We start from the raw sequence: 20,107 nt of genomic DNA, 5'->3' as shown, positions 1-20,107 counted from the left end.
GTGCCCAGATGAACGCTCCTCAAGAACGCCCGGCCTATACGCTGCGGCAACTGGTGTTGTACTTCCTGCGGCTCGGCGCGCTCGGTTTTGGTGGCCCCGTTGCACTGGCGGGCTACATGCGGCGCGATCTGGTCGAAACCAAGCAGTGGATTTCCGAGGCCGACTACAAAGAAGGTCTCGCGCTGGCGCAACTGGCTCCCGGGCCGTTGGCTGCGCAATTGGCGATCTACCTCGGCTATGTGCACTACCGCATCGTGGGCGCGACGCTCATCGGCATCGCGTTCGTGCTGCCGTCCTTTCTGATGGTCGTGGCACTCGGTTGGGCCTATGTGCGTTTTGGCGGGCTGACGTGGATGCAGTCGGTGTTCTACGGCGTCGGCGCGGCGGTGATCGGCATCATTGCCATCAGTGCCCACAAGCTCACGACCAAGATGGAGGTTTGCCATGCAATGGATCACGCGTGAACGCCCGAAGATCGACCGCATCGCCAATGAAACCGGGGCTATCCCGTACGACATCCCTGGCGTGGAACTCACACACGTGGGCGAACTGTGCAGCTTCGACGCGTTTCTCAACAAGTACCAGCTCGGCGGCAATCCAGCGTTGCAGCATCTCGCCAGCATCGTGCGCGGTGCAGATACGTCGCGGCTGGAGCTCACGCCGCAATCGAGCGGGCTCTATGCAATTTCGCTGGGTCTATCGCACGTGTTTGCCGATGACCTGGCGATGCTCGAACACGGACTGGTGATGTACGACGCGCTGTATGCGTGGTGCGAGCACTGCCAGGCCGAGACGCATAACTGGCCACCCAAGATGCCGGCTTGATGGCCATCACGGTGCTACCACGCATCGCAAACGTTGGCGCCCAAGGCAGACGTTACGGCCGGTTGCAAAATCATCTCCGCGGGCTGGCCCTCCAACACTATCCTTTCGTCTCTAACCGGGAGCACGGGGCCAAGACCCCTTACAACACCATGAAAAACATCATCGTCATCCTCTCGCTCGGCGCTTCGCTGCTGGGCGGCTGTGCCGTGTATCTGCCAGACGACGGCCCGGTTGCAAGACCGCAAGGCGGACCTGGCAATGGCTTCTGCCCGCCCGGTCAAGCCAAGAAGGGCAACTGCTGAACGCTGCCGGACAGCACCCAGCAAAAAGCCGGTCTGCGTGACCGGCTTTTTTTCGTTCAGGCGCGGCGCTTACTTGCCCTTGCCCGCGTGCTTATGCTGCGTCGACTTGCCGTGCTGGTGTGCACGGTCTGCAGCGCGGGCGCGGCCCTTGTCGCGGTCTGCACTACCGGGGCCGTTGGTGTTGGCCATGCCCTGGCTGCTCATATGCGGGGCAGAACCAGCGCCCGCACCACCGCCCTTGGCTTGTGCGGGAACGGAAACCGCCAGCAGTACACCGATTGCCCCAGCCACCATCCATGGTGTCGTCTTCATTGCCTTCCTCCTTTTGGTTTAGGTGACCCGGATTGTAGGAATGCGCGAGCGTATGTGTGCATTTTCGTGCAACCAATCGTAACTAGACCATTTTCATGCTGCTCTGCAGCGTCAATCCGCAATCCGAGGGGCTTTTGCACCCCCACCAGAATAGGTTTTCATTTGTTTGCAGTGTGCACGTCACAGCGCGGTTCAATGGCGCGGTAAAGATGCCGGCCATCTTGCCGTTAGCCTCCATAGGCACCGCGCAAGCCAGCGTGCCAACGCCGTTGCCACCTCTGCCCAGAGTCACCCGCCCAGACGCCATCGCTTTCCTTCCATGTCCGCTCAAACGTCGATGGACAAGCGCTTTGGCGCCAGCGTTGCCATCGTCCTCGTCCCTGTGTTGTCGCTGTCGTGCTGGCTCCTGGGCTACGCATGGCTAGCCTATGGGCGCGCTGACGATGCCGCACGTAGCTTCCAGGCGCTGCGGATAGCGTTGCTGGTCATGGAAAAGGTGTCCGCCGAACGCGGCCCGACCAACGGCGTGCTCGGTGAAGACCTGCCGATGCCGCCCGAACGCCTGGCCGCCCTGCAGCGCGTGCGCGCCGCCAGTGACGATCACCTTGCCGAGCTGCTCGACGCGCTGCACCCCGAACGCTGCCCCGCCTGCAGCGCCGACGCCGATGCCGTGCGGCGCGCACAAGCCGACCTAGCCAGCGCGCGCCAGAACATCGACCACTTGATCGCCCAGCCACGACATGCGCGCGGCAGCCATGCGCTGGCCGATGCCGTGGACCGCATGATCGCGGTCATCCCCGAATTTCTGCCGGTGGTGAACACGCGCACGGCCAGCATCACGCGCGGCGACCCGGACGTACTGAACTGCCTGACCCTGGCGCGCTTGTCGGCCGACCTGCGCGAATATGCCGGCCAGCTTGGCTCTCGCCTGACAGGCGCGCTGGCCATGCATCGCATGCTGACGTCGGATGAGCAATACGCCATCGAGCGCACGCAGGGCCGCATAGACCAGCTCCGCGCCATGATCGACACGCGTGTGGTGGGTCGGCCGGGGCTGAATCAGGACGCCATCGAGGCACTCACCACGCAGTATTTCGGCGACGGACTGAGCTACCTCCAGCGCGTACGCACGCAGGCCAGCCAACCGGGCGGCGTGGACATCAGCACCGGCCAGTTTGCCGAGCGCTATGTGCCGACCATGCGCGCCATCACAGATTTCCGCGACAGCGTGCTGCGCCTGGCGGAAGACGACATCCGCGAACACCGGCGCGCCATGCTGCTGGTGCTGCTGGGCTCGGCAGCGGCAGTGTTGTCGGTGCTGGGCGCCCTGGCGTGGATGACGATTTCGTTCCGCCGCCACGTGGTGGGGCCGTTCGTCAACGCCACGCGGTTGATCGACGCCATCGCGCGCGGCGACCTGGGCGTGCACATTCCCGCTGGCTTTGCGCGGCACGAGATCCGCGCGATGTTCGATGCCATCCGCGTGCTGCGCGTCAACAGCATCGAGCGCCGCCGGCTGGAGGTGGAGCGCGCGCACCTGATGCAGGAACTCGCGCGCATGGCCGAAACCGACCCCCTCACCCAGTTGCTCAACCGCCGCGCATTTGAAGAACGCGCCGAGGCCATGTGCCATTCGGCCGCGCCCAAAGCGAAGTTGCTTGCGCTGATCATGTTCGACATCGACCACTTCAAGCGCATCAACGACACCTACGGCCACGCCGTGGGTGACGAAGCCCTGCGCACCGTCGCGCGCCTGTGCCGTACGGATGGCCCAGCGGCCGATGTGGTGGCGCGTATCGGCGGCGAGGAGTTTGCCGTGATGGTGTGGGCCGATTCGCGCGAACACGCACGCATGTTGGCCGAACGCCTACGCCAGCGCATCGCCGAGGTGCCGGTGTCCACCGGCACCGATGCCACCTGCCGCATGACGGCCAGCTTTGGCGTGGCCCTGGGCCGTGCGGCCGACCAACCACCGCTGGAACCCCTGCTGCGACGCGCCGACCACCTGCTCTATGCCGCCAAGCTGGCCGGGCGCAACTGCGTGATGACTGATACGCCGCCGGCATCGCTCGATCTGTCAGCGGCAGCGGAATAACCGAGCGGATTTTTGGGGACGACGGCACCGTCCTGCTCTACATTGGCAACTCCCGTTCCACACCACCCGGAGCTGCCGATGCCGCAAGACCGTCACCTGATTCTCTATCACTCACCGCGCAGCCGTTCCCGAGGTGCGCGCATGCTACTCGAAGCATTGGGCGCCGACTATGAAGTGCACGCCTTCGACCTGACCACAGGCCAGCATCGATCGCCCGAGTTTCTGGCCATCAACCCTGTGCACAAAGTACCGACGCTACAGCACGGCGATGCCATCATCACCGAGCAAGTAGCGGTGTATCTGTATGCGGCGGAGTTGTATCCGGAAGCCGGCCTATCGCCAGCAGTGGGTGACCCGTTGCGTGGGCCGTATCTGCGCTGGATGGCGTTTTATGGTTCGTCGTTCGAGCCGGCCATTGTCGACCGCTCCCTGAAGCGTGAGCCCGCAGCGTATTCGCTTTCGCCGTATGGCGACTTCGACACCGTCATCAAAACGCTGACCGCGCAACTGGAACAGGGCCCCTATCTGCTGGGTGAACGTTTTACGGCGGCAGACGTGCTGTGGGGTGCTGCGCTCGCCTGGACGACGATGTTCAAGCTGATGCCCGAAACGCCGCTGGTACGCGCGTATATCGACCGCGTCATGGCGCGCCCGGCGCTGCAGCGCGCACAGGCGGCCGATCTAGCCCTTGCGGAAGCACAGGACAAAGCAAAGGCCGAGGCAACAAACGCTGCCCCGGCCCCATGACGCTGCAACTGCGTACTTTTTTTAGCGTGCTTAGTGCGTGAGTCGGAACTGCCCCACGGCCTCGTTGAGGTTGTGGGCCTGTTCTTCAAGTGACTCCGCAGCGGCGGCGGCCTGCTCGACCAGCGCGGCGTTCTGCTGGGTCACCTGGTCCATCTGATTGACGGCCTGGTTGACCTGCTCGATGCCGCTGCTCTGCTCTTCCGACGCGGCCGAGATCTCGCCCATGATGTCGGTCACGCGCTTCACCGCGTCAACGATCTCGGCCATCGTCACGCCGGCTTGGTCCACCAGCGCCGTACCGTTGGAGACGCGATCCACCGAGTCGCTGATCAGCGCCTTGATTTCCTTGGCCGCGCCGGCTGAACGCTGCGCCAAGCTGCGCACTTCGCTCGCCACCACGGCAAAGCCGCGGCCTTGCTCGCCAGCGCGTGCGGCTTCCACCGCCGCATTCAGCGCCAGGATGTTGGTCTGGAACGCGATGCTTTCGATCACGCCGATGATGTCGGCAATCTTCTTGCTGCTCTCGTTGATGCCGCCCATGGTGTGGACCACCTGGCCGACCACATCGCCACCGCGCGTCGCCACGTCCGATGCCGTCACGGCGAGCTGGCTCGCTTGACGCGCGTTGTCGGCGTTCTGCTTCACGATGCTCGTGAGCTCTTCCATGCTCGATGCGGTTTCTTCCAACGAGCTCGCTTGTTCTTCCGTGCGCTGCGAGAGGTCCGCATTGCCGGCGGCAATTTCTTGCGCGGCCGAGCGCACCGAATCGCTACCCAGGCGGATCTGCTGCATCACCGCCGTCAGTTTGTCGGCAAAGGTGTTGAACGAGCGGGCGATCTGCGCGACTTCGTCTTCACCGTCCGACGGCAGGCGCTTGGTCAGGTCACCGCTGCCCGAGCCGATGTCGTCCATCGCATCACGAATCAGCGAGAGGCGGCGGAACGCACGCGCGGTCATCGCACCGACGATGAGCGCTGCCACGATGGCCACGCCCACCAGCGCGCCGGCAGAGGTCATTACCAGCGAACGCATGCCGGCGGTGGCGTCGGACTTGTCCAGTGCCACGACGAGGCCCCAGTCGGTGCCCTTCACGCCTTGGCGCCAGAGCAGCTTGGCGGCGCCATCGACCGCCACTTCCGTGGGCTTGTCGGCTTGCGCCAGCGTGGCGAGCGTCGCTTCATTCAAACCCGCTGACAGATCGGTCACCGGCTTGAGCGTCAGCTTGTCGTCCGGGTGCGCCACGATCTTGCCCGCTGCATTGACGATGAAGCCAAAGCTGGCCGGCGTCGGGTGGATCGCCTTCACGTTGGCGATCACGCTGTCCATAGCGACATCGCCGCCGATCACGCCCTTGAGGCTGCCGCCCTGCATGACGGGTACGGCGAATGTCACCACCAGCTTGCCGGTGCTGGCGCTCACATACGGCGGCGTCACCACCGGTTTGCCGGCGTCTACGGCTTGCTTGTACCAGGGGCGCGCGGTCGGGTCGTACGTCGGCGGAATGCCTTCGGGGTTCGAGAACTTGTAGCTCTTGTCGGCATAGCCGACATACACGTTGATGAAGCCGCCCGCATCACGCACGGTCTTCAGCACCGGAATCGGGTCGGCAGACAACGCCGTGTCTTGCAGCGCCACCATCATCTGCGACTTGGAAGCGATCCAGTCGTCAATGCCGGCAATATGGCCACGTGCAACGGATTGAAGGTTCTGCTGGATGGAGGCGTCGTTATACGAACGCGTGACGAGGTAGTTGAGGCCACCAGCAAACGTCAGTGCGCCGACCACGATGGCAACGCAAGTCAGCAAGATGCGGGTACGAATGGATGCAAGCACGGTATGGTTTCCTACGTTGCCATGACGATGGTTCCGCCATGTAAAGCATGCGGCACACAGCCTTGTTGGCCTGCCGTCGCTCAAGAAACGGCCATGTAAAGAAAATCTGAAGCCTGATGTCGCGCACGTTCCATGGATTTGTCACGTTGCCCTGGCAGGCAACCCCCTACAATCGCGCGCAGGACAGTCGCGCAGCACAATCGAACTGCTCGATGCTGCACTCCCCGACTAGGACAAACACCAACGCAAACAGGACGCCACATGAAAACCAAAGCCGCCATCGCCTGGAAAGCCGGAGCCCCGCTTACCGTAGAAGAAGTGGACCTGCAAGGCCCGCGCGCCGGTGAAGTGCTGGTCGAGATCAAGGCCACCGGCATCTGCCACACCGATTACTACACGCTCTCGGGCGCAGACCCGGAAGGCATCTTCCCCGCCATCCTCGGCCATGAAGGCGCGGGCGTGGTGCTGGAAGTGGGTGCCGGCGTAACGTCGTTGAAGGCGGGTGACCACGTCATCCCGCTGTACACGCCGGAGTGCCGCCAGTGCAAGTTCTGCCTGTCGCGCAAGACCAACCTGTGCCAGGCGATCCGCGCCACGCAGGGCAAGGGCCTGATGCCGGACGGCACGTCGCGCTTCTCCATTGATGGCAAGCCGTTGTTCCACTACATGGGGACGTCAACGTTTGCGAACCACATTGTGGTGCCGGAAATCGCGCTGGCGAAGATCCGCCCCGATGCGCCGTTCGACAAGGTCTGCTACATCGGCTGCGGCGTCACCACGGGTGTGGGCGCCGTGGTGTACACGGCCAAGGTGGAAGCGGGCGCCAACGTGGTGGTGTTCGGCCTCGGCGGCATCGGCCTGAACGTGATCCAGGGCGCGAAAATGGTCGGCGCCGACAAGATCATCGGCGTGGACCTGAACCCGGCGCGCGAGGCGATGGCGCGCAAATTCGGCATGACGCACTTCATCAACCCGAAGGACGTCGACAACGTGGTCGACCACATCATCCAGCTGACGGATGGTGGTGCGGATTACTCGTTCGAATGCATCGGCAACACGCAGGTGATGCGCCAGGCGCTGGAGTGCTGCCACAAGGGCTGGGGCCAGTCGATCATCATCGGCGTGGCCGAAGCCGGCGCGGAAATCAGCACGCGCCCGTTCCAGCTCGTGACTGGGCGTGAGTGGAAGGGCTCGGCATTCGGCGGCGCACGCGGGCGCACCGATGTGCCGAAGATCGTCGACTGGTACATGGAAGGCAAGCTCAACATCGACGATCTGATCACGCACACGCTGCCGCTGGAGCGCATCAACGAAGGCTTCGACCTGATGAAGCGCGGTGAGTCGATCCGCTCGGTCGTGCTGTACTGAGCCCCGGACCCAGGAGAACACGATGACAGTCCCGGTGCCCACACTTGAGTTGATTTCGGAGCACGCCTGCTTTGGCGGCGTGCAACGTTTCTATCGACACGACTCGACAGCGATCGGACTGCCGATGCGCTTCTCGGTCTATCTACCGCCGCAAGCATTGGCGGGCGAACGGTGCCCGGCGCTGTTCTATCTGGCTGGCCTGACCTGCACGGAAGAGACCTTCGCCATCAAAGCCGGCGCGCAGCGCGTGGCGGCGCGCGAAGGCCTCATCCTCATCGCGCCGGACACCAGCCCGCGCGGCGCCAACGTTCCCGGCGAAACGGACAGCTGGGACTTTGGCGTCGCCGCCAGCTTCTACCTCGATGCCACGCAAGCGCCGTGGAGCCGGCACTACCGCATGGAAACCTACGTCGCGCAAGAACTGCACCACATTGCGCGCGTGGCCTTTCCGGTGGCAGCAGGACGCATCGGCATCTTCGGTCACTCCATGGGCGGGCACGGCGCGTTGACGCTGGCGCTGCGTCATCGGGAGCGGTTTGCCTCCGTGTCCGCTTTTGCGCCGATTGCGCGCCCGTCTGTCTGCCCGTGGGGCATCAAGGCGTTCACCGGTTACCTCGGTGAAGACCGCGCTGCCTGGGCCGCGCACGACGCTACCCAACTGATGCAGCTGGCGCAGAAGCCCTTCCCGGGCGGCATCCTGATCGATCAGGGCGACGCCGACAAATTCCTCGCCGAGCAGTTGTATCCCGACGACTTTGCCGCCGCGTGCCAAGCCGCCGGGCAACCGCTACAACTACGCCGTCACCCGGGGTACGACCACGGCTATTACTTCATCCAAACCTTCATCGAAGACCACCTGCTGCATCACGCAGCGCAACTGCGCTAGCGCAAACGCGAGGGGCGGAGACCGCGCTATCGGCTGCCTCCGCCCGCGCCGCCTGCGCCGGCCCCAGTACCACCGCCTACACCACCACCCGTACCGCCGGCCGCACCGCTATTACCCCCACCACCGGGGGCGCCGATCCCGCCTGTACCCGGCGCGCCGCCTGTACCGGTACCCGGCGCACCCGGGCCGGTGCCCGCGCTGCCGCCCATCACGCCGCCTGACGTTCCCGCTCCCGTCGAATCGTTGGCGCTGCCGCCATAGCCGCCGCGCCGTTGCGCGCCGGTAGCACCGCGGTTGCGCGAGGACCCTCGGCTGCTATTGGCGTTCGTATCGGTCGAGGCCGAGCCGGTACTGTCCGCGGCGGTGCTGTCCGTCGCAGTGGGCCCCGTCGGCGCCATACCGGAGCCAGTGGCGGAACTGTTGGATTGCGCGCCCGCTGCCTGTGCATGGGCTACCCCAGCGCCACCTGCCAGCGCCAAAGCCACCAAGAGAGAAGAGACACGGAATGCGGTCATGAGGGGAGCTCCTAGATTGAGAAACACACCCTCAGTCATGAGCAAGGGCCGTTCCGCATTCACCTGGTGGTGGGTACGGCACTTCAGTGCCAAGCGCGGGTCTAGAAGGTTCCTTGCTATGGGTGGGTGAGACCCTACGTCACAATGCGTGGCGGATCGCTACGCCCGGTCTATACATTCATTGCTGTATGTATAATCGCCCGCACCCGGCGCCCATCCGCCGGGGCCAACGATGGAGCTGTTCAACGTGAGATTCCCCTTCCCGCTGCCGAAGTCATGGCGCGCGGCCCTGCCCGGGCTGGCGTCCGACCACGCATCGGGCGCCCCTTCCGATCACCCGCGCGCCCCGGTAGCGCAGCCCTTGCCCGGCGATCCGGATGCCTGGATCGCGTGCGAGCACTGCGACACCCTGCATCGTCACGAGGTCATCGCGCTGGATGAAGAGGCGCATTGCACGCGCTGCGGCGTCAAGCTGTACCGCAACCAGAGCGAGCGCCTGTCGGTGCTGCTGCCGCTGCTGATCACGGGGATCATCGTCTACGTGGTGGCCAACGTTTTTCCGATTGCCGAGATGGACGGTGGCGGCAATCGCAACGCCACCACGCTGTGGGGCGCCATCCAGGCGCTGTACGACTACGGCATGGTGTTCGCGGCCGTGCTGGTGGCGCTCACCACGGTGCTGTTCCCGCTGATGTACATGTCGGTACTGGCGCCGCTGCTGATCGCGCGGGTGCGCGGGCGGCAGCATCCCTCCGCCGCGCTCGTGCTGCGTGCGGCGGCAATGATCCGCCCGTGGGCCATGATCGAGATCTTCATGCTGGGCGTGGTGGTGGCGCTCATCAAGGTGGCGCACATGGTGTCGCTCGAAGCCGATGCGGGCCTGTGGGCATTTGCCGCGCTCACGGTGTTCCTGACCATCGCGCTGTCGATTGATCTGCGCCCGTTCTGGCGCGAGATCGGCCTGACGCTGCCGCCGCGCACACACGTCGATGCGCCCACCGGCCTGGATGTGGCGGCCCGCCCTGGTGAAGCTTCTAACGGCGAGGACCGCGCATGAGCGCCGCGACGAGTACCGCCCCAGCCCAGCCGGCGCGCCCGCTGCGTGCCGCCGCGCGCGGCCTCGCTACCTGCGAGCGCTGCGGCCTGCTGGCGCGCATGCCTCACGCCGAAGCCGCCACGCAAGCCGTGCTCACCCATGAAGACGTGCCAGAACCCGCGACGCCAGCACCGGTCTGCCCACGCTGCCTGTCGCCCTTGCACGTGCGCAAGCCCGACAGCCTCGCGCGCTGCTGGGCGCTGCTGATTGCCGCCATGGCCATGTACCTGCCGGCCAACATGCTGCCGGTCATGATTACTGACACGCTGCTCGGCACCCAGCAGGACACCATCATGAGCGGCATCGTCTACCTGTGGACGTCGGGCTCGTGGCACCTGGCCATCATCGTGTTCATCGCCAGCTTTTTTGTGCCGCTGGCCAAGCTCGGCATCCTCGCCGTGCTCTGCCTCTCGGTGCAGCGGCGCTGGCACTGGAACCCGCGCCTGCGCACGCGCCTGTATGTGATTGTCGAGGCGATCGGCCGCTGGTCGATGCTCGATGTGTTTGTGGTGACGCTGCTGGCGGGGCTGGTGCACCTGTCCACGCTGGCCATCATCAAGCCCGGCCCTGGTGTCGGGCCGTTTGCCGGCGTGGTGGTGCTGACCATGTTCGCCTCCCGCTGTTTTGACCCCCGCCTGATCTGGGACGCCATCGACGAGCCCGATCCCGAAGAGACCGACGCATGACCGCCCCTGCTGATCAAGAAACCGTTCCTCCGCCGCGCCGTACCAAACGCAAGCGCTGGCTGCCCTCGCTGATCTGGCTCGTGCCGATCGTCGCGCTGCTGGTGGGGGGCACGCTCATGGCCCGCGTGATCCTGGCGCGCGGCGCGCTGGTGAGCGTCACCTTCAGCTCGGCCGAAGGCATTGAAGCCGGCAAGACGCGCGTGAAGTACAAGAGCGTCGACATCGGCGTGGTCAAGGCCGTGGGCCTGACGGACGACCGCTCCGGCGCCGTGGTGCAGATCGAACTCACGCACGACGGCAAAGCCTTTGCCGCATCCGACACGCGCTTCTGGGTGGTGCGCCCGCGTGTGGCGGCCGGCAGCATCTCCGGGCTGGGCACGCTGCTTTCCGGCGCCTACATCGGCGTGGATGGCGGACGCTCGCACGACAAGAAGTCCGACTTCAAGGGCCTGGATACGCCACCGGCCATCTATGCCGACACGCCGGGCAAGCAGTTCAAGCTGCATGCGCAGGACATCGGCTCGCTCGATATCGGATCGCCGGTGTACTTCCGCCGCGTGCGCGTGGGGCAGGTCACCGCCTACGACATCGACGCCGACGGCAAGGGCGTGAGCCTGCAGATTTTCGTGAACGCGCCCTTCGACAAGTTCATCACGCGCGGCACCCGCTTCTGGAACGCCAGCGGCATCGACCTGAAGCTCGACGCCAATGGCCTGAAGGTCGACACGCAATCGCTGCTGACCGTGGTGCTGGGCGGCATCGCCTTCCAGACGCCGGAAGGCGCGGACCATGAGCCGGCTGCACAAGACGCCAACTTCGATCTCATGCGCAACGAAACCCTTGCGCTCAAGGACCCCGAACACATCTCGCAGACCGTGGTGATGTACTTCCACCGCTCGCTGCGTGGCCTGACAGTGGGCGCGCCGGTGGAGTTCAAGGGCATCAACGTGGGCGAGATCAAATCGATCGGCATCCACTACAGCAAGAAGCGCCACGAGTTCGTGCTGCCGGTCACGGCCACGCTGTACCCGACGCGCTTTGGCATGGACATCCGCGAAGACAACGCCGACCACGCTGCGGAAGACGTGCGCACGCAGTTCGACGTGCTCGTCCAGAACGGCATGCGCGCGCAGCTGAAGAGCGCGAGCCTGCTGACCGGCCAGCAGTTCGTGAACCTCGACTTCATCGACCCCACAGAGCGTGGCAAGACGCCGCCGCGCTTTGGCATGCGCGACCGTGATGGCGCCTACGTCTTCCCGACCGCCGACAACCCGACGGACGACATCGAAGCGCAGATCGCGGGCATCGTGAAGAAGCTCAACAAGGTGCCGTTCGAGCAGATCGGGCAGGACGTCCACAAGATGCTCGGCTCGCTTGATGCCACGCTCAAGCAGACGGAACAACTGGCCAAGACGGTCAACAGCGACCTCGCTCCGCAGATGAAGGAAACGCTGGCCGAAGCGCACCGCACGCTGAACGCGGCACGCCAGGTCTTCGGGGATGACGCCCCGCTACAGCGCGATGCACGCGACACGCTGGATCAGGTCGCCAAGGCCGCCGCGTCGGTACGCGTGCTGACCGACTATCTGCAACTCCACCCGGAATCGCTGATCCGGGGCAAGTCCAAGGACGCGCAATGACCCGGGCGAACATGACCACGATGACACTGTCTTCCCTTCAACTGGCCGGCGTGCTCGGCGCCGCTGCATTGATGACGGCATGCGCCTCGCCCGACCCAACCCTGCATACGCTGTACGTGCGGCCGGCGGCCACGGATGCGGGGCGCTTCGAGCGCGCTTTCCGGCTCTCGGGCGTGCGCGTGCCTGATCGCCTGGACAAACCGCAGATCGTGCTGCGCACGTCTGACAGCGAAGTGCAGGCGCTGGAGCAGCAGCGCTGGGCATCGCCGTTCGGTTCGGAGTTGCGCGATGCGCTGTCGGCCCAGCTGGCCGCTGCGCTGTCGGCAATGGATGTGGGTGGTGGCGTGGTGCCGGCGGGCGTGCCGCTCTATCGCATCACGGCCGACATGCCGAGCTACGATGCGCGGCCCGGCCAGAGCGTGGCGGCGTTGGTGGCCTGGCGCGTGACGCGGGATGCGGCGACACCGGGTACGCCGGGTACGCCGGGTGCAAGCGGCGCTCCCGCCTTCGCCTGCCAAGCCACGTTGACGGCGCCGGTGGCAGCGGATGCGAGCGGGAGTGTTGACCCTGTCGTGTCTTCAACGCAGCAGCTTGTCCTGCAATGGTCTGCGCAGATCGTGCAAAGCGTGCAAGCGCTGGAATCGCACGCGTCCGCTCCGGCGGGCTGCCGGTAGACCGATCAGGAGGCGTTGGCGAGTTGTTCCGTCAACTCGCCCAGCGTGGTGAGCGCCGCGTCCAGGCTGGCCGAAGGCGGCAGCCCGAAGCAGATGCGGAAGAAGTGATCAAAGCGGTTCAGGTTCGAGAACATCGTCCCCGGTGCAATGCGGATGCCCTTTGCCAGCGCCGCGTCGAACAGCGCCACCGATGACACATTGGTCGGCAACTCCACCCACATTGCCACCCCACCCGAAGGCACCGAAAGCCGCGTGCCCGCCGGGAAACACGCCGCAATCGTCTCCGCCATGGCCTCGCGCTGCTTACGCAGGGTCTGGCGCAGCGTGCGCAGATGTCGGTCATACGCCCCCGACGCGATGAAGCGCGCGGCCAGCACCTGCGGCCACGAATCATTCGGCCGCGACTGGGCAAACTTCAGCATCTGCACACGCTCATGCCAGCGCCCTGCGGCCATCCAGCCCAGGCGCAGACCGGGCGCGAACGTCTTACGCAATGACGCGCAATAGATGACGTTGCCCGTGCGATCCCACGCCTTGATCGCCTTGAGCGGCGTGGGGCTGTCGGCCAATGGGCTGTAGGTATCGTCTTCAATGAGGGCGATGTCGTGGGCCTCGCAGAAGGCGGCCATGCGCCGCTTGGCGGTGTCCGGCATGATGCTGCCGAGCGGGTTCTGCAGATTGGGCACCACCACCACGGCGCGGATGTTGCCGTAGGCCTGCACCGCCATCTGCAAGGCTTCCAGCGACATGCCGGTGCGCGGGCTGGTCGGAATTTCCACCGCGCGCAACCCCAGGCTTTCCAGCACCTGCAGCAGCCCGTAGTACGTGGGCGACTCCACCGCCACGGTATCGCCCGGCTGCGCAACGGCGCGCAGTGCGAGATTGACCGCCTCGATACACCCGTGCGTGATGACCACATCGTCGGGCGCAAGCTGGATGCCGATGTCGAGCATGCGGCGCGCCACGGCAGTCTGCAGTTCCGGATGCCCATTGGGGATGACCGCCTGCGTGAGCAGCAATGGGTGCTGGCGCAGCACCTGGGCAGCGATCCGGTTGAGCGCCGCCGACGGATAAAGCGCCGCGTCCCCACTCGCACCCGACAGATCGATGTGCACATTGGCCTGCTGCCCCCGCGCCACGATGGCCGAGATGCGCGCATGCACACCCACGTACGCGGCAGGGTCCGGCGTGCCGACGTCGGGCTCCCCCACTGGCGCCAGCGACGCACGGCGCGGCTGGCGCACAAAGTAGCCCGAGCGCTCGCGCGCCTCCAGCCAGCCTTCCGATTCCAGATGCCGGCACACCTGCAGCGCCGTCGAAAGGCTCACACCATGCGTGCGCATCAACGTCCGTACCGAAGGCATGCGCTGCCCTGCGGCCAGCACCCCGCTGCGGATAGCGCCGAGGTAGTGGTCGGCCAGCGTCCGGTACAGCGGCTGCGCGGCGGGCGGGGTCAACTCGATGACAGACATGGCGGGCGGGAGCGCGGTGAGGTGTCCGGCACATCATGCCGCCAGCGCCGTCACCGCAACAGATACAGACAACGCGAAACTGTACCGTAACAGATCGCCACGATGGCCCGCCTGTTGCGCTTCCAAGGCAGGCGTCTGTGTCTGTTGCGGCGCACCGCGCCTGCCTACGCTGCAGTCACGTTCAGGAGATCAACATGACTGCGCACATGCCTCACCCGCCCCGCCCCGAACCCGAACGGCTCGCTCTGGCTGCGGGCTGCGCCAGCCTGCAGTGGTTACCTGCGGGCACCACCCTTGTCGTGCTGGACGGCCGCCCCACCCTGCTGCATCCGCCGCTGTTGCTAGCGGAGCAGACGCTGCGCCCACGTCAGCCGCTCAACGCAGGCCACGCGCTGGTGCTGGACCGCTCGGGCTGGTGGGGGCTGGAGGCGGACACGACCGGCAGCGCCCACGTGCAAGTGGTGCTGCCGGCCGTTGCTGCGTGGCGCGCACGCTGGCCCGCCCTCTTCCAGTGGCTGTTCGGCTGGACGGTGCCGCGCCAGACGTCGCGCGGCTAAGCGCCCACCTCGGCGCATTTATTTGCGCGGCTTGTCCGGCGATCTGGCGGGAGGCTTGCCGTCGTCCGAGTGGATGGAGGCGTTCTCGAAGTCGCCCGGGTCTTCCTCGCCGACGCCGCTTTCGCTAGGGACGGCGGGCACCACCGGACGTTTGGCCGTCTCACCGGGGTGGGCATCCGCATGGTGCTGGCCGTTGTGCTTGCCGGTGTCCTTGTGCGCGCTCATGGCTGTTTGCGGCTGTTCTGATGCTGGCCAAGGCGCTGCTGGTTCTGCGGCATTTGTCCGCCATGCGCGGCGGCACGGCCATCTTCCGCCGGCGACTGCACCGGGCGCTTGCCCGATTGTTTCGTGCCGTGCGGCATGGCGGCGCGCTCCGCGCGATCGGCTTCCACGCGTTCCTTGGCTGCGTCCAACTGTGTTGCGGCGGTGGGTTTGTGCTGCGGTTGTTGCTTCCTCATGGTCTCTGGCTCCTTGTCGATCACGGGCATGCCCGCGCCCCAACAGCACGCAACCGACGTGCCGCCGCCGCTTAGCCAGCACCACCCCCCGTACAGGTATCCGCCTTGCTGCGCAGACAGCATCGCGCCACGCGCGCGCAGCCCGCACGGAGACCTCACATGGCAACCAGCAATCTGTACCGCACCGGCGAATCCCCGGCCCAGACCGGCAAGGGCCACGGCACCGACGCACTCGGCCCATCCGACAGCTCGGATTCCGGCAGCGACGTGGTCGGCGGCCCGGGCTTGGGCAGTGATGTGGAAGACCGCTTTGACGACGACCCCGCCGTCCACCCGCACGGCAATGCGGCCAACCGCACAGCCGGCGCCGACCTGGGCGATGCCAACCTCGACAGCGACACCGACTCCACCGGCACGGGTGAGCGCCTGACTGCCGGCCACGAACCGGTCATCCGCGAAGGCGGCGACCTGATGCCAGACGCCGTGCACGACCTGAATGACCCCAACGCCGAAAGCCCCGTGGACGACGCCGAGTTCGAGCACGCCACCGGCCTGGCTGGTGAAAACGACGACGCCGATGCCCCCGACGCGGTCGACTTGGACGACACGCCCATCGACCCCCAACCCGGCGCGCGCGACCTGCCGCTGCGCTCGCCCACCGGCGGCACCGACTGGTCCGACGACATGCGCCGCAGCCGGCCGACGAACAAGGGGCGCGGCGTACCCGGGAAGCATCGCGAGTAGCCACTAGGGCAAAGGCCCGTTCAGCGCGTTGTTGCGAGCGGGCCTACACTGGCGGCGGACCGTTGCGTGCGCGTCTCAGTTGGGCGCCAGGCATCGGGCCGCCTGCCCACGGTTGGGCCAAACCCGCCCCCTTCTCCCCATGACACTTCAACGTTTCTCGTTCCGCGCGGCCGCGCTGGTGGTTGCAGTGGCCTCTGCCCTGCCTCTGGCCGTCTCCGCGCAAAGCCAGCCGGCACCCGCACGTGTGCGTGCCACCATCACTGCCGCGCACGGCAACAGCCTGGATGTGACCGACACCGCCGGCAACAAGGCCACCGTGGCCCTGCCCAGCGACCTCACCGTCACGGAAATCGCGCCGACAGAGCCGTCCGCCATCCAGCCTGGCAGCTACATCGGCACGGCCGCCGTCAAACAAGCCGACGGCACCCTGCGTGCGCTGGAAGTGCACGTGTTTCCTGAAGCCATGCGCGGCACCGGCGATGGCCACCGCCCCTACGACCTCGGCGCCAACAGCACCATGACCAACGGCACGGTTGAGCAGGCCGGCGCGGTCACGGGTGTGAGCGGCGCGCAGGGCCGCACGCTGTCGGTCAAATACAAGGATGGGGAGCAGCGCATCGTGGTGCCGCCCGAGGTGCCGATCGTCACCTTCGCACCGGGCCGCCGCGATGAGTTGAAGGCCGGTGCGCACGTCGTGCTGTTCGTGCGCGCCGATGCGCAAGGCACGCTGACGGCGCAGCGTGTGCTGGTTGGCAAGGATGGTCTCGTCCCGCCGATGTAAGCGGTGGCAGCGCCCGTCGGTGGCCGCCTCACCTCGGGCAGCGGGCGTTTGACCCGCGTTGCCCGACCTCAAACAGCCAACGCTGAGCCTTTGACATCCGGCATCGCGCCGCGGACATCCGTGAACGCCCCTTTTTGGCGCGTTCACGGACCTCGGACTGGCATTCACGGACCCCAGACTGCCGTTAATGCTGCTTTTTTAAGCATTAACGTATTGCAGACTGCCGTTCATGCTGCTTTTTTTTGCATTAACGCGTCGCGGACTGCCGTTATCGGACCTCAGACAGGCGTGAATGCTGCCTTTTTGAGCATAAACGCAGTCCAGACTGGCGTTGTCGGACCTCCAAGGTCCAATCATGGACCGCCCGGCACCGATGGCGGGAGTCGGAGCCCCGCCATCGGCACCCGGCCGGGCGGCGCGTCAGAACGGTTTGCTGACTGACAACAGGAACGTGCGGCGCGGTGCAAACTGCGGCGCGCCCACGCCAATCCCCGTGCCGTCGCGCAACTGATAGCTGCGGTCAAAGATATTCAACACCGTCAGGCGCGTCTTGAACTTGCCGAGCATCGGCACGTTGAAGTCGCGAGCGGCGCCCAGGTTCGCCTGCCAATACGCCGGCAGGTGGTTCGTGTTCGCAAAGCCATTGCGCAGGCCGGTGCCGAACAACGCATCGGCCATCCACGTCGTGCCCCAATATTTGTACGACACGCCGGCCGACGCGGTCAGGCGCTGATCGTGATCGAGGTTGACCCAGTGGCTGTTGATGTAGGCGAGTTCGTCGGCGCCAAAGTTGAACTGGCCCGTCTCAATGCCCTTGCCCTGCGCGCGCGACACGGCCATGTTGAGGTACGCGCCAAAGTTGCCATTGCGGTAGTTGGCGCTGCCCTCCAGCCCGTAGATGCGGCCGCGCTCGTAGTTGAACGCGGAATACAGCAGCGCATTGCCGAACTGCCCTTCGTCCTGCAGATGGCGCACGTCGCGGTAGTACGCATCCAGGCCCAGCGTGAGGTGCGGCGTGAGCTGATGCGAGACCCCCAGGTCAAAGTAGTTCGAACGTTCCGACTTGACCGCCGTGTTGGCGTCCGACGGCAGCGCGTTGGTCGTGCCGGCAAAGGCCTGCACCGACGTGGTATCGAACTTCTCGGTGGGCGGCGGCGTGAAGTAGCGCGCGTAACCGGCATGCACGCGGGTGCGCGGCGTCAGGTCGTACGTCACGCCCAGGCGCGGGCTCAATTGCTGCTCGCTGACGATGGTGTTGACGTGGTCGTAGCGCGCGCCGTAGTTGACGGTCAGCTTGTCGGTGGGCTTCCACTCGTCTTGCAGATACACGCCCAGGGTCGTGCCGTTGCCGCTGTGGTTATCGACAATGGTGAACGGCGTGCCGCTGGTCTGCGCACCCGTGCTGTCGGCGGGGAAGACGCTGGAGGTGTTGTCCGCCACAAAGCGCTCGCGCTGCACGAACACGCCGGCGCGCAGCGTGTGCTTGTCGGTGAGCTTGTAGCTGGCATCGCCCTGCAGGCCGTAGGCCTCGTTGCGGCGCGTAATGTCGGCCGCCACGCCGTTGTAGACGAGGTCGCCGATCGGGTCGGGCGTGTAGTCGATGCGGCTGGCGCGGCGGAACACCGACACCTGGTAGTCCAGCTTGGGCGACACCTTCTGCTGGTACGTCAGGATCTGGAAGTCGGTCTTCTCGCGCTGGTTGGCGTTGAGCGCTTCGGAGGCCGGCGGCACGGCACCATCCAGCGTGAACTGCGGTTGCAACCCCGGCCGCGTTGGAATCTGGAAGCGGCTGTTGGACGTGCCGAACATGAAGCTCACGCGGCTGTCGTTGTCGAGCAGGTACGAAAGCATGCCGAACGACTTGTTCTGCGTGGTGTGGTCGTGCGTGGCGTTGCGGTTGCCGGTGGGGTTTTCGATGCCGAGGTTGTTCTCGGCAAACACCCCGCTCAGGTAATAGCTGAAGCGGTCTTTCTGACCCTGAATCTGGGCGTTGACCTCGTGCGTGGCATTGCTGCCGAGCACGGTGCCGATCTCGCCGCTGATGGCCTTGGGCTCGCCGTCTTCATCGCTGGCGGCGCCCTTGGTGGTGATGTCGACCACGCCCGCGGTGCGATAGCCGTACTGCGCCGGCAGCGCACCGGTCAGCACGTTGATCTGGTTGGCGAAGCGCGTGTCGAGCATCTGCCCGAAGCCGCTGATCGGCTCGGGGATGATCACGCCGTTGATGCGGTACTGCAGGTTGGAGTGGTCCCCCCGCACATGCAGTTGGCCATAGGAATCCTGCACCACGCCCGGCGCCTGCAGCAGCACCTGGTTCAGTGGGGTGGCATCGCCCAGCGGCAGGCGGGCGATGTCGTCGGTATCGAACTTGTAGACGGAGCTGCCGGTATCCGGCGACAGGCCGTTGCGCGCCGCGTCCAGCCGCTTGGCGGTGACGCGGGTTTCGCTGAGGTCGCGCACGTTGGTCGCGGGTGCGGGGGACGTCGTGGTGGTGGCAGGCGTGGTGGCTTCCTGCGCGAACGCAGAAACGGCAGCAACGGAGGGCAGGACGGCGGCCAGCGCCATCACCAGCTTGCGGGGCTGGAACGGAATCATGAAAGAACCTTTGAATCGAGCAGATGCGTCAGACAGCGGCGCGCGCGTGCATCAACACAGCGCGCACGCCAGCGGCAAAGCAGGAATCAAAGGAGGAATGGTGGGTCGCGCGAACACACGGCCACCGGAAACACTGGTGTCGCCGCACGAAAACGGACATGGGGAAAATGCCAGCGCCGCGTATGCGACAGGCGCAGCGCCATGAGCACCGGCAACGCTGCCGCGAGCATGGCAAAGGCCGCGCACTGCAAGCACGCAGCGTGCTCTTGTGCGGGCTGGCTGCCACGCTCTGCACTGGCGGGCTTGGCCGCAGCGTTGAACTCGACCGATGCCCCGGCGCTCCACTCGCCCCAGTGCGACAGCGCATGCCGCAACGCGCCCTGCTGACCGAACAGCAGCAGCACGGCCAGCAGGCAAGCCAGCCAGCGCACATGCAGGAAGGAGGAGCGGAAGGGGCGCACAGTCAGGAGCGTAGGTGCCGGCGCGCAATATCACCCCGATATTGCGAACGCCAATGCAAC

General features: G+C 65.8%; 21 protein-coding genes and 1 pseudogene. 14 read left to right on the top strand and 8 right to left on the bottom strand.

Annotated features, from left to right (window positions below):
• Positions 1–8: 8 nt before the first annotated feature.
• The 3 genes and pseudogenes from chrA to ACN9M1_RS02840 form a co-directional block, all read left to right on the top strand.
• A pseudogene (gene chrA, locus ACN9M1_RS02850) lies at positions 9–431 on the top strand (chromate efflux transporter); the annotation flags it as partial.
• A gap of 13 nt (positions 432–444) precedes the next feature.
• Positions 445–825, top strand: coding sequence for a chromate resistance protein ChrB domain-containing protein (locus tag ACN9M1_RS02845; RefSeq protein WP_426397219.1), 381 nt, complete (start codon positions 445–447; stop codon positions 823–825).
• A gap of 149 nt (positions 826–974) precedes the next feature.
• The gene (locus tag ACN9M1_RS02840; RefSeq protein WP_426397218.1) at positions 975–1,127 is read left to right on the top strand and encodes a hypothetical protein; all 153 of its coding nucleotides are present in this window, start codon (positions 975–977) and stop codon (positions 1,125–1,127) included.
• Positions 1,128–1,196: 69 nt separating this feature from the next.
• On the opposite strand, the gene ACN9M1_RS02835 is transcribed toward ACN9M1_RS02840, so the two are convergent.
• Positions 1,197–1,439 carry a hypothetical protein gene (locus ACN9M1_RS02835; protein ID WP_426397217.1) on the bottom strand — a complete coding sequence of 81 codons (243 nt, stop codon included), beginning with the start codon at positions 1,437–1,439 and terminating at the stop codon, positions 1,197–1,199.
• A 337-nt stretch (positions 1,440–1,776) separates the two neighbouring features.
• Here ACN9M1_RS02835 and ACN9M1_RS02830 point away from each other — a divergent pair, with 337 nt between their 5' ends.
• Together ACN9M1_RS02830 and ACN9M1_RS02825 are read left to right on the top strand one after the other, a co-directional pair.
• The gene (locus ACN9M1_RS02830) at positions 1,777–3,534 is read left to right on the top strand and encodes a diguanylate cyclase (protein ID WP_426398782.1); all 1,758 of its coding nucleotides are present in this window, start codon (positions 1,777–1,779) and stop codon (positions 3,532–3,534) included.
• Positions 3,535–3,612: 78 nt separating this feature from the next.
• Positions 3,613–4,281 (top strand): glutathione S-transferase family protein, encoded by a 669-nt coding sequence (locus ACN9M1_RS02825; RefSeq protein ID WP_426397215.1) that lies wholly within the window; start codon positions 3,613–3,615, stop codon positions 4,279–4,281.
• Between the two features lie 30 nt (positions 4,282–4,311).
• Here ACN9M1_RS02825 and ACN9M1_RS02820 read toward each other — a convergent pair whose 3' ends face one another.
• A complete protein-coding gene (locus ACN9M1_RS02820) occupies positions 4,312–6,114 on the bottom strand; it encodes a methyl-accepting chemotaxis protein (RefSeq protein WP_426397213.1) in 1,803 nt (600 codons plus the stop codon).
• Positions 6,115–6,375: 261 nt separating this feature from the next.
• Between ACN9M1_RS02820 and ACN9M1_RS02815 the strand changes: the two genes are divergently transcribed.
• Entirely contained in the window at positions 6,376–7,482 is a 1,107-nt protein-coding gene (locus ACN9M1_RS02815; RefSeq protein ID WP_426397212.1) for an S-(hydroxymethyl)glutathione dehydrogenase/class III alcohol dehydrogenase, read from the top strand.
• 22 nt (positions 7,483–7,504) lie between these two features.
• On the top strand, positions 7,505–8,368 hold the full coding sequence (fghA, locus tag ACN9M1_RS02810) for an S-formylglutathione hydrolase (RefSeq protein ID WP_426397210.1): 864 nt from the start codon (positions 7,505–7,507) through the stop codon (positions 8,366–8,368).
• A gap of 26 nt (positions 8,369–8,394) precedes the next feature.
• Here the strand turns inward: fghA and ACN9M1_RS02805 are convergent, their stop codons facing one another.
• On the bottom strand, positions 8,395–8,883 hold the full coding sequence (locus ACN9M1_RS02805) for a hypothetical protein (protein ID WP_426397209.1): 489 nt from the start codon (positions 8,881–8,883) through the stop codon (positions 8,395–8,397).
• A 232-nt stretch (positions 8,884–9,115) separates the two neighbouring features.
• Between ACN9M1_RS02805 and ACN9M1_RS02800 the strand changes: the two genes are divergently transcribed.
• From ACN9M1_RS02800 to ACN9M1_RS02785, 4 genes are read left to right on the top strand one after another with little or no spacing between them, the layout of a single operon-like run.
• A complete protein-coding gene (locus ACN9M1_RS02800; protein ID WP_426397207.1) occupies positions 9,116–9,940 on the top strand; it encodes a paraquat-inducible protein A in 825 nt (274 codons plus the stop codon).
• A complete protein-coding gene (locus ACN9M1_RS02795) occupies positions 9,937–10,665 on the top strand; it encodes a paraquat-inducible protein A (RefSeq protein WP_426397205.1) in 729 nt (242 codons plus the stop codon). Before ACN9M1_RS02800 ends, ACN9M1_RS02795 begins: the two co-directional genes overlap by 4 nt.
• Positions 10,662–12,305 (top strand): intermembrane transport protein PqiB, encoded by a 1,644-nt coding sequence (locus ACN9M1_RS02790; protein ID WP_426397204.1) that lies wholly within the window; start codon positions 10,662–10,664, stop codon positions 12,303–12,305. The genes ACN9M1_RS02795 and ACN9M1_RS02790 overlap by 4 nt, the downstream gene beginning before the upstream one ends.
• Complete coding sequence (locus tag ACN9M1_RS02785; RefSeq protein ID WP_426397202.1) at positions 12,302–12,979, top strand: PqiC family protein; 678 nt, start codon at positions 12,302–12,304, stop codon at positions 12,977–12,979. Before ACN9M1_RS02790 ends, ACN9M1_RS02785 begins: the two co-directional genes overlap by 4 nt.
• 5 nt (positions 12,980–12,984) lie before the next feature.
• On the opposite strand, the gene ACN9M1_RS02780 is transcribed toward ACN9M1_RS02785, so the two are convergent.
• Positions 12,985–14,451, bottom strand: a complete 1,467-nt coding sequence (locus tag ACN9M1_RS02780) for a PLP-dependent aminotransferase family protein (protein ID WP_426397201.1) — start codon at positions 14,449–14,451, stop codon at positions 12,985–12,987.
• Between the two features lie 194 nt (positions 14,452–14,645).
• Between ACN9M1_RS02780 and ACN9M1_RS02775 the strand changes: the two genes are divergently transcribed.
• Positions 14,646–15,008 carry a hypothetical protein gene (locus ACN9M1_RS02775; RefSeq protein WP_426397199.1) on the top strand — a complete coding sequence of 121 codons (363 nt, stop codon included), beginning with the start codon at positions 14,646–14,648 and terminating at the stop codon, positions 15,006–15,008.
• Between the two features lie 18 nt (positions 15,009–15,026).
• Here the strand turns inward: ACN9M1_RS02775 and ACN9M1_RS02770 are convergent, their stop codons facing one another.
• Entirely contained in the window at positions 15,027–15,233 is a 207-nt protein-coding gene (locus ACN9M1_RS02770) for a hypothetical protein (protein WP_426397197.1), read from the bottom strand.
• Positions 15,230–15,466 (bottom strand): hypothetical protein, encoded by a 237-nt coding sequence (locus ACN9M1_RS02765; RefSeq protein WP_426397195.1) that lies wholly within the window; start codon positions 15,464–15,466, stop codon positions 15,230–15,232. The genes ACN9M1_RS02770 and ACN9M1_RS02765 overlap by 4 nt, the downstream gene beginning before the upstream one ends.
• 159 nt (positions 15,467–15,625) lie before the next feature.
• On the opposite strand from ACN9M1_RS02765, the gene ACN9M1_RS02760 reads away from it, so the two are divergent.
• Together ACN9M1_RS02760 and ACN9M1_RS02755 are read left to right on the top strand one after the other, a co-directional pair.
• The gene (locus ACN9M1_RS02760) at positions 15,626–16,210 is read left to right on the top strand and encodes a hypothetical protein (RefSeq protein WP_426397193.1); all 585 of its coding nucleotides are present in this window, start codon (positions 15,626–15,628) and stop codon (positions 16,208–16,210) included.
• A 139-nt stretch (positions 16,211–16,349) separates the two neighbouring features.
• Entirely contained in the window at positions 16,350–16,991 is a 642-nt protein-coding gene (locus tag ACN9M1_RS02755; RefSeq protein ID WP_426397191.1) for a hypothetical protein, read from the top strand.
• A 420-nt stretch (positions 16,992–17,411) separates the two neighbouring features.
• Here ACN9M1_RS02755 and ACN9M1_RS02750 read toward each other — a convergent pair whose 3' ends face one another.
• Positions 17,412–19,586, bottom strand: coding sequence for a TonB-dependent receptor (locus ACN9M1_RS02750; protein WP_426397190.1), 2,175 nt, complete (start codon positions 19,584–19,586; stop codon positions 17,412–17,414).
• Positions 19,587–19,672: 86 nt separating this feature from the next.
• Positions 19,673–20,047, bottom strand: a complete 375-nt coding sequence (locus ACN9M1_RS02745; RefSeq protein ID WP_426397188.1) for a hypothetical protein — start codon at positions 20,045–20,047, stop codon at positions 19,673–19,675.
• Positions 20,048–20,107 lie beyond the last annotated feature (60 nt).

Source organism: Ralstonia sp. R-29 (genome assembly GCF_049913345.1).
GTDB lineage: Bacteria > Pseudomonadota > Gammaproteobacteria > Burkholderiales > Burkholderiaceae > Ralstonia.
This window is presented reverse-complemented; position numbering and strand designations above follow the sequence as displayed.